This window comes from Lysinibacillus sp. JK80, from assembly GCF_027557635.1.
Lineage (GTDB): Bacteria > Bacillota > Bacilli > Bacillales_A > Planococcaceae > Lysinibacillus > Lysinibacillus capsici.
In genome coordinates this window covers 168,540-183,097 of sequence record NZ_CP058997.1, presented here as the reverse complement: position 1 = coordinate 183,097, position 14,558 = coordinate 168,540, and the positions used below count along the sequence as shown (strand labels likewise).

Genomic DNA, 14,558 nt, shown 5'->3' with positions numbered 1-14,558 from the left:
TATCATCATTCCTCACTTTGATTGTTTTCCCATTCAAAGTGAACACCACATAATGGAATAAATAAAAACATACTTCGCCCTAACTGAATAACATCATAAGCTGCTAATTCCGTTGGTGTATAAACGGCTTCATTATTCAGATAAGCTAATCCAGAGGCATCACCTGGTAATAAATAAAAATTACGCTTTTTTGGATCATAAACAATGACAGCATGGTTACGATTCGAGATGGAATTATCTCCTGCTATCCGGATATGCATATCTTCTGCTCTACCTATAAAATTCTTTTCAGATAAGATGCGATAATCTCTACCCATTTGAGGGCCTTCAATACAAACCAACCAACCTGTTACTGGATCAATTCCATCCATTTCTCCTAAATAGGGCAATGTTTTATCATCTGATTCAGCGACAGGAGCGGTTGGGCTATTTTGTCTGTGCTCCTGCTCCACCATCACGTTACAATATGGACAAATATTGCGATGTCTCCTTGAACTAAACATGTGACCATTTGTACATCTTATCAAACTCATTTCGTTATCCCCCATCTATGTTCCGAATTCTTTCTCTATTTCACCAAAATTCGCGTATTTGCTATGTATATTGTGTCTCCATTACCTAATGGGTAAGGGATCTCTTGTTTCAATCTATTTTTAACGCGCTTATTAGCTTTTTTTAAGCCAACACCATTTACAGAATCAATATCCTCTATATACCAAATTCCAGCTACACAATTTAATACAGCATGCTCATAATTCACAAGAGATTCATATTCCGTTCCACATAAATCAATATCTGCCTTATGTTCAGCTGTGCTTTTCCCGATAAGCAATGAAATTTGATCGCCCAGCTCCCATTCATCTACTTCCATCCCACGTTCATTAAGGAGTACTAGCTTTGAAATGTCGTTGTTTGTCTTAGCTTGAGTGAGTGATTTTGCCTCGTACTTGAGAGAACCATAAATAATAGCAAGTATCACCATTACGGTTCCGATAACAAATTTTAAAAGGACTTCCTGATTCATAACAAAAACATAAAGGATAAAAAAGAAGGCAATTGTGATAATAATAATATCGATGATTCTTATAAACATTTTTTTCCTTGCATTGTCACTATAATCTTTACTTGAATATGGTTCCTGCATATAATCACACTCCTTCTTGCCATTTTGAATTATTTATTAAAGAAACGTTCGAATAAATCTGTAGTATCAAGAGGATTCTTCTTATTTTTCTTATGTAACGTTGAGGACGTCTCTTTTGTTTTAGGATTAAAGCCAAAGAAATGTTCAAAGTTTTTTTCAATATTGTTCATATTAAAATCTGGCCTTTTTGCAGTCGACTGTTGACTTGTCGATTGCTTATTAGCTGAGTGTTCATTATTCCAACTTTGCGCAGTGCCATCTAGTCGAGCATCATAGGCCTTCCTAGCAGCTTCATCCTTCAAAACTTTATATGCCTCTGTGACTTCTAAGAAAATTTTTTCAGATTCTTTGTTTCCTCCGCTTACATCAGGATGATGCTTTTTTGAAAGCTTTCGATAAGCGAGCTTTATTTGATCTTGTGTCGCGTCTTTACTAACACCTAATGTGTCATAATGTGTTTTCATTTTTTCATCCCCAGTACTAGGATTATTCAAAAATTATCTAAGGAGCTATATTAAGCCCCTTAGATAATTTTTAGTGTGCTATCTCACTCTTAGACAGCGTAGCCGCCTTCGATTTTTGCTAAGTCTGTTTTGTCTTTCTTTTGTTTAACAAATAAGAAGAATTCACCAATACCTTCTGTGTCACCGAATCTTTCTGTATAGTCCACCACAAAAGCGTTCGGGAAATGAATTTTTCTTACTACTTGATCTGCAGAAACAACTTCTAATGTCACTTTACGGTAACAGTCAGCCTTTTCAGCTGGTACTAATGACCATAAACCTAATTTCATCGTATCATCAGAATTGTCACCATCAGTTGCTGTAAGAATTTTACCTCTTACTTTTAAAGTGGCTCCAACATCTGTAGAACGTGCGTTAGAGTCATTTGGCGTGTCTGTTTCATATTCAACAGACATAATGCTTTCTAACCCTAGTTCAATTGCCTCTGATCCTTCTACTTTTAATACAAAACCCATTCTTTTTCCCTCCTAATATTTTTTGAATCTCCTGTTCATAAGATGAAAGTTTTGAACACATGCTGTTTTCATTTCTCAATAAAATATCGAGAAATATGTAACACTCCATCTTAATGAAGATTCATATTTATGTTAAAAGATTTAAAAAATCTTAAACATACGACTGAAAAATTGAATAATTGTATGTTTAAACTTGTTAGGCTTTAACAGCACTAGTTCCTTTTGTAATCATCACTTCTAAATTCTTCACATTACCATTAAACACAAGGTCAATTTGACACGTGCTCGTTTTCTCATCGATAATGTAGCCGATATCATCTCCATCTTGGATAATGGAGTTTACATAGCCTTTATCATTCAGCCATTTACTTTTTTGACTACTTGGATTATTACTGAAGAACCTAACAATATTTTCATGCTTAAAGTCACCTGATTGGAAGCGTAAAATTCTTTCAATATACGTACTCACCTGTGTTTTGTAGATTGAATCGAATCCATCCTCTTCCATCGCTAAGCTTCTAGCTTTATAGACAGTAATACGTTTAATATCTTTATCTTGAAGCTGAGCATTTTCTGACGAGAACACAAAGCCAAAGCTTCTGCTGTTAATCGCATCTTTAATATTATTCGTAAACCCTGAGATTTCCTTTGCCATCGTAGTAACAGCTCTAAGCGAGTGATCCCCAGCTTCAATATCGAATCGTACGCCAGGATAATTTCTCTGAACATTTCTGAACGACTCTTTTAAATATTCTGGACATTGATAAGCCGAAACGATACCGGCAGCTACATAGCTAGCACCGACATAGACCCCTTCAATCCATAGCTTTAAAATATCTTCCTTTTCCTTAGATAATCGTGCACCATTTTCAGTAGTGTACATTCTCGCATCAATAACGACACCCGATTTATCCTTTGGAATTATGGTGAAGTTCGGTAAGCACGGTATCGCAAACTCACTATAGTCTTTTCGAACAAGCACAGAGCATTTATCAATCAGACGATCTATCCCTGCGGTTGCAATGCCGTTGAATGTTGTTTCTTCCTCCGCCATGAAGTTGAAGAAAACCTGAACTTTGTAATCTTTTATCGTATCTAGAAGAATCGATAAGGATTCCATTGTGTTGCCTTCTTGTTTGGCAACCTTATCGTTCCCTTTAAACCTTGATCGGCTTACCTTCATTTTTCCAGTAGCCTCTAGTTCTAGTGCAGGAACAATGCCATACCACACCGTATCCGTAAAGTCATTTTTAGAGTTTACTGTATTTAAATACGTACGTAACCGTGGTAGATTATTACTTTTTACGAGCATATCGAGCTTAGTGTTTGTCACAAGCAATGATGGCTGCATCCCTTTATTTTTCGTTGTGTACTGATCAAAGTACATTTTGATGCCTAATAGCTTTTCCACTAAAGGCTTGACCGTTTTTACAAATTCATCCTTCGCATTCTTATAGAACTCAAGGTATGTATTGTAATTTTGAACTTCTGTTTCCACATCAAATTCGGCTTTCACAGCTGGTAGAGGTGAGAACGTTCTTACAACTAAATCTTTTACATAGGAAGAAGGAGATTCTGTAATCGCCTCATAATCCTCTTCAAAAACAGTACTTAAACCATAGTTACTATTTTCTTCAATCACCATTAGTTCCGAGCTATTGTTTTGAGGTGCCTCAATAATTTTCAACTCACCATTGTCACCAATAGAAAGGGTCCCAATTTGTAATTTTTCGGATTCCCCCTCATCCTGATTAACACCTAACAATAATCTAGTTTTAATATCTTCGATTGCTAAAGGTAGCATGGCCATGACATTGTTGTAATTTTTACTTGCTACTTCAAACATCAGGTTTAGCTTGTCCCCTGTATCCAATTTTTTTGGATCACCATCATCTAATTTCTCATATTCACCATACAAGTAATGGATTTCTTTTCTGACTTGTCGAATGTCGTCCATGACTTTTTTAGGAGAGATCATATCAAGTAGATTTTCAAATTTAAAATCGACATTCGTAATGCCCTGACTTCTTTTTGTATCAATGAGGGTGAAGAGCATCTTTAAAAAATCATTATTTTGATCGATTGCTATTTCAGAAATACAGTCTTCTTGAATTCCTTCAGGTTTTTTCAGGGTATACATTACCTTTTGATTAGCAGCATTGTAGAATGAATAAACCGTTGGAGAAAACTTATCTAAAAATTCATCAAAGCTTTTGACAAGAAGATATTGATTAATTTCTTTAATCTTTTCATCACTTAGACTGTCAATCCCCTTTACATCACCAACAAGCGTAATTAAGTCCATCTTTTCAGGATTAATTTCCTCAAATAGCATGGTTCTGTTTGTTTGACTAATAATCTCCATTCAGTCGGCCGTATGATTATACAGCCATCCCTCCTTTTTACATCGGATTTCGAGTAAGCATAATCATCTGCGAAAAATAACTTTAAATTTACTTTTTAGTTATAAAATTCCATTAACAGAAAAAGAAACTGCAGTTTATCTAAACTGAAGTTAAAATTTTATAACCATTTTATCTATATCACAAATGACATTATGTATCACAAAGTAACTATACAATATCTTATTTTATTGTCAATATTTACATTAGAATATTTTGTTAATTAAAATGTAAATAGATAGGTTTATAGGAAAAATTAAACATAATAAATTTTATGATATTTCTTTAGGAAAAATGTAGTTTTCCACTTTTTTTTATTATAAAAAGACAGCCTAAGGTGAATTTCTTAACCCCCTTAGGCTGTACAGAGCTCTTAGCTTACTCTACAAAATGATAATATCGGATTACTTTTTCTAGATAATTGGTCATTTAGAATTATTTACCTTAAAATAGTTCCTTATCCTATTGACAAATTCTTCAACAGTTATTACCCACTTCATGATTTGTAGGGAAGGACATCGTTTTTTTACTTGCACTGCCAACCCCCACATAATGATGTAGGATAAAAGAATACTTACACTTTTATTATGCTCTTTTACTTTTTCAATTTTATCCTCAATAAGCCGCTGAGAAACATCAGGCGGAATACTATTTGTCATTGAATAGTAAAATGTTGCTGCAAAACTATAAACATCGGTATAGACACCTTGCGCGGACTTATTAGAATATTGCTCAAGAGGAGAGTAACCTGAGCTTGTAAAAATTTGATATTCTTTAGCTGTTTTAAAAAAAATCGCGGAACCAAAATCTAGTAAAAATGGATTACCTTTTGAATCTATCATAATATTACTTGGCTTAATGTCACGATGGAGAATCCCCAGTTTATGTACATAGCAGAGCGCATCTATTAAAGGGAGAAAGATACTTGTGTATAAATGGTCTCGATTATGGACAGGAAAATCCTTTAAATATTCATCTAATAGTTTTCCTTCATAATAATCCATAACAATATAAATCGATCCATTTTCCTCAAAATGCTCAGCATATTTGACAATATTAGGATGATTTATTTGCTGCATAATGACTGCTTCATTAAGAAAAATTTCTTTTAGGCCTTCAAATTTATGCTTTGTTGAAGGCAAACGATTAATGATTGTTCTATTATCTAAATCCCGTAAAGCCATTTCTTTTGGAAAGAATTCTTTAACAATGAGTCGCTTTTCATTATTAATATTTTCCGCAAGATAGACGATGGATAATTTACTAGTAGCAAGAACTTCTTTTATTTTGTATGTATTATTTAGACCACTATTTATCGGTAAGCTCAATTCACATTGAGTTGCTTGCATTTTTGCTCTTTCCCCCTTATAAGCATTGATAACCTATCATGCAAATATAGATCAAATTATCTACATTTTACTAAAATACAAATTAATGTAAGTATACCAATTTATATCTTTTTATTAAATAGTTATCTTCTTTCCATTTGAGGTTTGGTACATCTATTTGACATTTTGATTTTTTATCCATCTCTCGTTAAGAATTTCTTATTATATTAGAAAGTCGAATTTAAACTAACCTTTATTCATAAAAAAAGCTTAAATCACATTTAGATAGGTGATTGAAGCAATTGATTTCAAAAGATACTCTAGCAATTTATTTTTGCGAGATATTTATTTTATGTAGATTATAGTTGTATTTATAAAAAACAGATTCCTCTTTTGGATATACTCTGAACACATTACTTAAGGGTCTTTATGTTTTTTATCGTAAACTTCCCAATTATGTATTTGAAAATAAAAAGCACTTTTCTTCAGGTTCATTTATTTACTAAGTTTATAATGTTGTAGAGTTATTTTATATTGATTGTACGACACCTTTTATTAAATCTATGAGTAACCAAAAAACTCCTACTAATACCCTAACAAATGGACGTTACTATGTTTGAATCTATTGAGTATATTTTCTTCTACTCTCATGAGTAGCTAAATCTGCATAACGTGTCGTAATTGGTAATCGACTATTTTTTTCTACAAAATGTAGAGTTATTTTTATTGAAGTCTCTAAATCGATCCAGTTACCGCATGAAATAAAAATGGGCTTTACATCCTTTCTTGTTCTCAAAACTGCCCCATATACTTCCCCATCAACCTTAATATAAGTAAAATCACCCATTACATTTTTCGGCATTTGAAAATCGGTATTTTTTATCTTCAAGTAACTTTTAGCAACACCTATTGTAGGTTTCTTCAAATAAAAAGAAGCATGTGTTGCGATCCCCATATGTCTATAATGAAGATAACCATTTCCATCAAACATATAAAGATCTGGTTCACATTGCAGCTTTTTCACTGCTTCTATCACCATCGGAAGCTCCCTAAAAGCAAGATATCCTGGAATATATGGAACATCTATTTGACCCCAATATTCTACTTCTTCGATAATTTGTTTGGTAATATAATCGATTACGACAATACAACAAACCCCATAATCTTTCTTCCCCTCTGTCCAATATGCAATATCAATTCCAGCTACTAGACGAATAGCTCCTAACTGAAAATTGTTTTCTAATGAAATCTTTGAAATCCATTTTTCTTGTTCACTTTTAAACAATTCTTCTTTTTCCATTTTCCATCATTCATCCATTCTTTCACTTTTTTTACTAGTCTTTTATGTTCTTCTTTCTTTGCCCATTAAAATAGCTAACTAAATCTAATTCTCTCTCGTTTTAAAATTATCGATCGCTTTAGGAAAATTTTCATATTATATTATGAATACCACACATCGTCAGAAAATTTCTCGCCACCTTCACTAGGCTTTATATTGTTGGTGTTTATGAATATTTTTATTTCTGACTTTAACAACACCAGATCCTTACTCTCAATCACAAAGCCCCTATGGTTATTCAAACTAAAATCGACCTCTAAATTTATATCCAACTCCCGACACCAGTCAATAAAATCATACATAATCATTGTAAAACAAATGTTAAATTTATGAACCGAAACCCAAATACCTATTCTTTCATCGCCGAGATCTTGTTGTCGTAATTTTAAATCTCCATCTAAGAACCACTTAGTATGTTGTTGTTGCTTCTCCTCAAACATTAATTTTTATCCTCCTATTCTTTGTATAAACCTGTAAGTACATCCATTGCTGGACTTATTCTTACGCTACCATATATAACTTTTTCTGACGAACCATACTTTTCAATTCTGGAGCATGCCCTTCTTCTCTTACATATTGTTAAATATTACTTTCTTGCAATGTGTCTACCCTTCATTTCGTCAATTATGTTTTTCATACATTTCTCGTGCAATTCAGTAGACATTCTTCACTTTGAAGTTTGACAACCCCACTCTCAAGCATGTCAAGTCATCCAGAAATGACTCAACTTTATTATTCGATTTCTTCTGGTTTTCTAAATAAGCAAAGAATATCTAGTGGCTCAAATATGCATCTCCAAACTTAAAAATGAATACCGAGTTTGAAATAAATATTACTAAATTCTCACGATATGCTTCTCCAATTATTACGAGCGGCTTTTTTACTCGTACCTCAAATCCCTCAAAGTCTTCTTTTTCATGTAAATCTTCTAGGCTAAAATGAAAGGTTTCCAAACTTCCATCCGGATGCTTAAATTTATATTCAACCCCACCAAATTGACTTAATGCATCAACCACTGGATTAAATACTTGATACCCCACTAAAAAATTACTGTTCCGCTTAATTCAAACTTAGTATTTGGATTCCAACCCGCTTGTAGCAATATATCTCTCGTTTCATCTGAAAAATTTTGTAATAAATATTCTCCCTATTTATAATTCTATTTACGAAAATCACTAAGCTGCCTGAATCTCATCACAATTTTCAACTGCTTAATTCCGAAACTCTCATCATCCTTTTAAGGATTTTTGGGTCATTTTCTCTCTCCGTTGATCCTTGTGCTATCTCTCTTTAAATTTAAATTACGGCATTTCACAAACAGACTATATAAATTTTTCTAAACTATAATACGGATTAGATATATTCTCGCCTACTTCATCTATTGTTTCCTGTATTTCATCTAGGATTGATTTATCTATATCCTCAAACTGTTCCAGAAATTCTTTTATTTTATTAAAGCAAGTTTCTAGACCGAGATTTACTACAATAGAAAGAATAATATCTACTTCATCATAGGAATCTGTATTCCATAATCTAGAGAGAGTTCTATCAATATCATTTCGTATGTCACTTCTTAATAACTCATATGTCATAACTTGCCTGTCTGTTAGTTTACTAAGGATTAATAAAAAACCATCTTTTTCAATTTTATTATTTCTAAATTGATCTAATGCATTTTGAAACATTGATATTAGTGTTTCAGTTGGTATTCTATCAGGTAGATTTTCAATTTCATTTATATCCATATTTTATTTCCTTTCTATTGAAATATGAACCTCATTTAAATATTGTTTTTTGTCCCTGTTCCATCTGATTTTTAGCTATTAAAATTTAACACTTAGTACACTAATTAAATAATCGTAAATATGCAAAAAAACACTTGTTTATTTGAAATTATTTTTGGATCATATACAGTCTTTGGAGTGCTAACTTTTTTAGTTCACCAGGGATAATATTTAATTCTCTATCTAACGCAGGTAATCCGTATTCAATTTCATAAATTCCTTCAATTTTAGAGTGCTGCTTTTTAGATATAATACAATCTTGTAAATCCCACCCCTTTTCAATAAATGCCTTTTCAAATTCTTCCAAATTATGTCCACCGACAACTCCTTTATTTTTCTTTCTAACAATACCTTCTACCTCTATTAAATGTGTATCATAACCCCTTTTTAAAAGTAACATCTTTTACCGTACCCTTACTACTACTACTACTCGAACTGCTAGTAGACTTACCACTTGTTACTCCAGTCGAATTCTTTCCTATTTTTGTAAGCGAGCCAACACCCTTTGTACCAACAACTGCTGTAGCTGTATTTATGGTTGCTTTTGTTCCCCAGTATGCTCGTGAGTAGTCATTACCATGAATAACATCTTTTTCAAAAGAGTCTTTTACTGAACCCACCATAGTTTTTACGGTTGCCAGTGGATGGGAAGCAAAATTTTTCAAATTGTCTTTCGTTTCTTTTAGTACGCCTATCGGATCAGTTACTAATTTTTTCACATCATTGTAGGTGTTTTTAGCTACATCTACAGTTGCATCGAACTTGCCTTTAGATTTTTGTGCTTGTTGGAGGCTCATGTTAAACCCTGTCCGTAAGATTTTTTCTTTGGTAGACATGTCCTTGTTTATTTTGAGTGGCTCCATTTTATCTAACGACTTATAGACTTTAACAGCTTCTTTTGCGGCTACTTTTACTTCCTTTACTGCTTGCTTTGTCTGGTTATAAACGGCTTTCGTTTTGTTTACTGCTTGTTTATAGGTTTTCTTACCCACTAGGACAGCTCTTTTTACTACTTTCTTAAATTGCTTCGCTATTTTACTTTTGCTTAGTTTATTATAGAGCTTCCGTGCCTTAGTAAAGAATTTACCCCACTTCTTCTTTTTCTTCTTGCGTTTTTTCTTTTTCTTCTTTTTATTGGACTTCCGTTGTTTTTTCTTCGTAGAGCTCTTCTTTTTGGAGGATTTCTTAGCGCTCTTTCCTTTCGATCCTCCGCTCTTTCCTTTTTTCTTTCCACCTGGGAAGCCTACTTTCGGAATCATCCCTAGTAAGCTTCCTGCTAATCCTAATAGACCCATTAGGCATCACCCCCACCAACAGGGATCATCCCCATGACGTCTAGGGCTGCCTCCAGGTCTGCTTCCTCTTCTTGCGCAGCGACAGATACAGGGGCTTTAATGGAGCCATCCATCGTCACTACCTGTCCCTGAATATCGGTATTGCCATCAAACACTAGACTGCTTGAGCCGCATGTGAAACGCATCGACTCCGCGGCACTCATGGACACACGTTTTCCGACAAAGGTGATCGTGTCGTTGGCTTTGACCAGCAAGGATGGCTTACTATGCACAGTGATGCCGCTGTTCTGATGGAGCTGTAGAAAGACGGCGCCCTCCTTGGCGGTAAATGTCACGGACTGTGGGTCTAGCTTCATTTCCTTCCCTTTCGGCGTACCCCAATAAGACGTTTTGGGATCAGCTGTTTTCGGGTTGGACTCGCCGCCCTTTCGTACACTATGACGAACAACCGCTGTAGCGTTGTTTGTTTAACTTCTTATATAGTTTCTTTTTTGAATGTATCCCTTTTTTATTCATGTATTATATGAAATTAAAAAGGTAGAAAAGCTGTTAGAACAACGTTTCTACCTTTAACTATTTGTTTTGACAAAGTATCCTATTAGGACATAGAAGTAAGACAAATTCATAGCTAGTCATACAACTGTATATGCCTTTCATTTAAAGGGTATATTGACATTCTCAAGTAATTCAATTTTTAGTAGCTCTATTTTATTTGATAGAATCTTTAGAGGTTTTAATCTATCCTCAACACTTTAAATGGTTTCATTATCTTCATATTCTTTAGTAATAAAACGTAAAAGCCATCTTATTCCTCCTTCGATGGATGACCCTGGACTCCCAGACTCTACTACTCTATTAAGTGATTCATAGGGTTTCATAATCCAGTTTCATAGTCTTCTATCATATGTGACCAATACCCTTCTACTTCCTTCATTGCTATGGGGTCAATTTGCTCATACACCTTCCTCAACTCAATTGCATAGTTATATGAAGTATATACACCTTCTTTTTTCATTTCCGTTGATATTTCTTGTCTAATCAAATGAAACAAGAAGAACGTTCTTAAATTCTGATTAAGCGTATAAATTAGAGGATGAAGTAAGGAAGAACTAGTAAAAAGCTCATCGCTCCCTTCTTTTAAGTAAAGTCCATATTCATAAGACGTGCAATGACCCACTTTGATAAATTGCACTTTTTCAATCACTACTTTTTGGAAGTTGCTGAATTCATAGAACTCAAAATCACCAAATTCTTTTGGTACTCCAATATCTATCATAAATTCAGCATTTTCAACACTTACCCCAAAATTAACTAATTCATTAAAATCATAGTCTCTTGTTTCTGAGTCATAATATTCTCGTATCTCTCGGATATCAAAATCCATACTTTCACTCCTTTAACTTTTCAAGCTCTTTAGCTAATTCAGCATTTCCACGATCTCTTGAAGCTTTGTCCCCATACTCAACACTATAGCTTACTTCAGCTTCAGGAAGTTCTTTTTTTAGCAGTGCCTTACAATCATGACCACCAAGAATGCAAGGTTCTCTTTCAGTGTACACTCGGTGAACTTTATAAGTCTGTCCATTTAGTTCAGCAGCTTTTTTTTTCCTCTACCAAAACTTTTTCGGAATGCACTTTTTTTACTTCAACTTTTCCACTTGGTTTTACTCTGGTTTTTTCTGTACTTTCAAAAACCTTCGAAAAACGAGCACCATCTATCTCAATGTCTGCCACTACAATATTTCTTAAATCGTTTTGGATTCACCGCACCTTGGACCATCCCCGTGAAACCAAATGTTGCATAATTGAAAAAATCAGAAGGTGAATCGAGCATCTTATCTGCTCTACCTTTGGCTCCAGACCAAATACCATCTACTGCACCTAGAGTTAGATAATTTGCAAAATCATATGGAGAATTGAGTGCTTTATCTGCCCTTTTGTCCTACTGTGCGCTTTAAATTATGGCTTAAGCCCAGAAATATTTACATCCAATATTGCAACGTTACTATAATTCTTTTGAGGGTAATTTATCGCGAATGTGAAAACACGAAAAGCACTTGTTGAGTGTTATACATCAAGTGCTTTAAGTAATTTTCCTAACAATATTTTTAGGTTCTAAAAAATCTTGCTTTTATTCTTTTAAAATAAGAATACCTTTACAGAGTTAATTTTCAAATCCAATTACAATCCATTCATCTACATAACTCCAAAAATTTATATTATATTTTGGCTTTAATTTCGCGGACCAAAAGGTTGCATTATTATCAACACAATTTGTATAATCTATCGCTATATAGCTTCCCATACCGTTAGTGAAAAAGCCAAAAGATGAATCTAGGTTAATTTTTATCGGTTCTTCTAAATCATCAATAATACTCCATTCAATATCTTCATCACCAAGATATGTTACTGATTCTAGTGGAACTAAGCCCATCGACTCACTCGCATAATAATAAAAACCATCGTGAACATTTTCATAAAATTTTTGAATCGAAGAAGGTATTTTACTCCACGATTTCTCTAATTCTATGTTTTTTTGTCTCTTTTGAGGATTACGCCCTTCGTAATATAATATGTCTCCTTTTGAATTTCTTATAGTGTATAAAACTGAATATTCTCCTTCCATATCGATTATTTCAATATTTGTAAGATATTCGTTTAGATAAGAGATCGTGTTCCGTAGTTCAATCCCTATATTTTTTTCCCATATTTTCATAAATAAATCAATTTTTTTTTGATATCGTCTTTATAAAAGATTTTTTTCCATTCAATTGGTATTTCATTATCCTCAAGTTTTTCAATTTGATCAATTGTTAATATGCGAACATTTTCATTGTACTTTTTTAAATAAGTAAGTTTTTGGTTCATCTACTAATCTCCCTTTTCTACATATATATCTTTCAAGTTTCAAAAACAATCAATTTATTTGTATCCTTGTTTATCGCCACGAGCTTTGTAATTATCGTTTATTTAGTCACTATTCCATACAAAACTATCTCCTGCATGTAAAATGTCATCTCACCTAATTTTCACACTTTTCTTCCTAGACCACTGTTTACATAATACTCCTTGATGGTCCAGCCTTCATGAGTTATGAATCAAATATCAGATTATTTTTTAACCACAAACTTCTTTGAGTTAAGAAAAAACCTTGAAGGCATATAACCAGTCAAGGTTTAACAACTCAATAACTATCTTCAAAAAGACAATTAAATATTATAACGTCTTCCTCTTTTAACTCTTACAAGCAAATTAAATTAATAAAAGAATTTAATAGTAAATATCAGAAACAACCGCTTATAAAATATTAATCAATTTTTAAACTTAAGATATATTCTACCCTTGCTTTGGTAGAATCGCTAGTTTCTCTAATATCATAATTATTTTTGTTGATTAATTCTTTACAAATACGAATGTCTTGCAGCAATTGTTCCACATCATTCTCATCTACAGTCTCTTCAAATTTAGTATTCACTAGGTAACTATCTAATTTAGAATATACAAAATCAGCAATTTCTTTGTATTTTAAACTCTCTATTGCAATAGAAACAAAATATAAAGTTTTAGTAAATAAACTTATATTTACAATTCTCCAATCTTCTTCCAAAGTTTTTGCTGCCACCTGTGCTACATTTAACCCCTCTTCTTTAATATATTCCTCAAAATCTAATACTATAGAATTTTTTATTGATTCATAACTTGTCATATTCATCTCATCAATCCTTATCTCATATTTTTAGAATAAACATTTAATTCGATATTTGGATACTTTCTCCTGAATTCCATAATTAAATTTGTACAACTTTGACATGCATCTAAATCTGTAAACAAATCTATTCGACCTTTCGTATTAGGATCTTTTATTTGAGAAGCAATATCCTCAAGAATCTTAGCCTCTGTGTCATTGAATCGCGGAAACCCATCATCAACATACGTTTCCAATAATCTGTCTGTTTTGGAATAACTGAAATCTCCAACATTACTACCTAGACTATCAGAAGAATGAATCTGACTGTGTGCTTGGAATTCTTTTTTTATACCTAAAATACTCACATCTGCTACTGCAACATTCGCAGTACTCATTTTTTTCACTTTTCTATCTAATTTATTCTTTTGTGTATTTGATAGATTTTTATATTCATCAGAATTTATTATTTTTCCAATTTCCCTATTAATATCACTTCTAATATTTTGAGTTTTCTCATAATACCTATCAATAGCTCTATTTGATACCCTATCTTTAATCGTACCCTTAGGAATATCTAAAAATGTACTTTATAAAAGGAT

The 14,558-nt window shown here is 33.0% G+C and carries 17 protein-coding genes and 1 pseudogene; all 18 read right to left on the bottom strand.

Annotation, left to right across the window (positions count from 1 at the left end):
* Positions 1 to 5: 5 nt before the first annotated feature.
* The gene (locus tag HXV90_RS00980; protein ID WP_269898152.1) at positions 6 to 533 is read right to left on the bottom strand and encodes an FHA domain-containing protein; all 528 of its coding nucleotides are present in this window, start codon (positions 531 to 533) and stop codon (positions 6 to 8) included.
* Between the two features lie 35 nt (positions 534 to 568).
* Positions 569 to 1,144 carry an FHA domain-containing protein gene (locus tag HXV90_RS00975; protein ID WP_269898151.1) on the bottom strand — a complete coding sequence of 192 codons (576 nt, stop codon included), beginning with the start codon at positions 1,142 to 1,144 and terminating at the stop codon, positions 569 to 571.
* Positions 1,145 to 1,173: 29 nt separating this feature from the next.
* Positions 1,174 to 1,608 carry a J domain-containing protein gene (locus HXV90_RS00970; RefSeq protein WP_269898150.1) on the bottom strand — a complete coding sequence of 145 codons (435 nt, stop codon included), beginning with the start codon at positions 1,606 to 1,608 and terminating at the stop codon, positions 1,174 to 1,176.
* Positions 1,609 to 1,697: 89 nt separating this feature from the next.
* Positions 1,698 to 2,123, bottom strand: a complete 426-nt coding sequence (locus HXV90_RS00965; protein ID WP_269898149.1) for a membrane-associated protease 1 — start codon at positions 2,121 to 2,123, stop codon at positions 1,698 to 1,700.
* A 196-nt stretch (positions 2,124 to 2,319) separates the two neighbouring features.
* The gene (locus tag HXV90_RS00960; protein WP_269898148.1) at positions 2,320 to 4,488 is read right to left on the bottom strand and encodes a transcriptional regulator; all 2,169 of its coding nucleotides are present in this window, start codon (positions 4,486 to 4,488) and stop codon (positions 2,320 to 2,322) included.
* A gap of 462 nt (positions 4,489 to 4,950) precedes the next feature.
* Positions 4,951 to 5,874, bottom strand: coding sequence for a serine/threonine-protein kinase (locus HXV90_RS00955; RefSeq protein WP_269898147.1), 924 nt, complete (start codon positions 5,872 to 5,874; stop codon positions 4,951 to 4,953).
* A gap of 601 nt (positions 5,875 to 6,475) precedes the next feature.
* Entirely contained in the window at positions 6,476 to 7,153 is a 678-nt protein-coding gene (locus HXV90_RS00950) for an endonuclease V (protein WP_269898146.1), read from the bottom strand.
* 140 nt (positions 7,154 to 7,293) lie between these two features.
* On the bottom strand, positions 7,294 to 7,632 hold the full coding sequence (locus HXV90_RS00945; protein WP_269898145.1) for a hypothetical protein: 339 nt from the start codon (positions 7,630 to 7,632) through the stop codon (positions 7,294 to 7,296).
* Between the two features lie 333 nt (positions 7,633 to 7,965).
* Positions 7,966 to 8,232, bottom strand: a complete 267-nt coding sequence (locus HXV90_RS00940) for an SUKH-3 domain-containing protein (RefSeq protein WP_269898144.1) — start codon at positions 8,230 to 8,232, stop codon at positions 7,966 to 7,968.
* A gap of 282 nt (positions 8,233 to 8,514) precedes the next feature.
* Positions 8,515 to 8,937 carry a hypothetical protein gene (locus tag HXV90_RS00935; RefSeq protein ID WP_269898143.1) on the bottom strand — a complete coding sequence of 141 codons (423 nt, stop codon included), beginning with the start codon at positions 8,935 to 8,937 and terminating at the stop codon, positions 8,515 to 8,517.
* 148 nt (positions 8,938 to 9,085) lie between these two features.
* Positions 9,086 to 9,376 carry a hypothetical protein gene (locus HXV90_RS00930; protein ID WP_269898142.1) on the bottom strand — a complete coding sequence of 97 codons (291 nt, stop codon included), beginning with the start codon at positions 9,374 to 9,376 and terminating at the stop codon, positions 9,086 to 9,088.
* Entirely contained in the window at positions 9,351 to 10,271 is a 921-nt protein-coding gene (locus tag HXV90_RS00925; RefSeq protein ID WP_269898141.1) for a hypothetical protein, read from the bottom strand. Before HXV90_RS00925 ends, HXV90_RS00930 begins: the two co-directional genes overlap by 26 nt.
* Positions 10,271 to 10,456 (bottom strand): hypothetical protein, encoded by a 186-nt coding sequence (locus HXV90_RS00920; protein ID WP_269898140.1) that lies wholly within the window; start codon positions 10,454 to 10,456, stop codon positions 10,271 to 10,273. Before HXV90_RS00920 ends, HXV90_RS00925 begins: the two co-directional genes overlap by 1 nt.
* A 689-nt stretch (positions 10,457 to 11,145) precedes the next feature.
* Positions 11,146 to 11,655, bottom strand: a complete 510-nt coding sequence (locus HXV90_RS00915; protein WP_269898139.1) for a hypothetical protein — start codon at positions 11,653 to 11,655, stop codon at positions 11,146 to 11,148.
* Between the two features lie 4 nt (positions 11,656 to 11,659).
* Positions 11,660 to 11,830 carry a nucleic acid/nucleotide deaminase domain-containing protein gene (locus tag HXV90_RS00910; protein ID WP_269898138.1) on the bottom strand — a complete coding sequence of 57 codons (171 nt, stop codon included), beginning with the start codon at positions 11,828 to 11,830 and terminating at the stop codon, positions 11,660 to 11,662.
* A 605-nt stretch (positions 11,831 to 12,435) separates the two neighbouring features.
* Positions 12,436 to 13,139, bottom strand: a pseudogene (locus tag HXV90_RS00905) (SMI1/KNR4 family protein).
* 439 nt (positions 13,140 to 13,578) lie between these two features.
* A complete protein-coding gene (locus HXV90_RS00900; RefSeq protein ID WP_269898137.1) occupies positions 13,579 to 13,977 on the bottom strand; it encodes a hypothetical protein in 399 nt (132 codons plus the stop codon).
* Between the two features lie 17 nt (positions 13,978 to 13,994).
* A complete protein-coding gene (locus tag HXV90_RS00895; protein ID WP_269898136.1) occupies positions 13,995 to 14,354 on the bottom strand; it encodes a deaminase domain-containing protein in 360 nt (119 codons plus the stop codon).
* Positions 14,355 to 14,558: the final 204 nt, after the last annotated feature.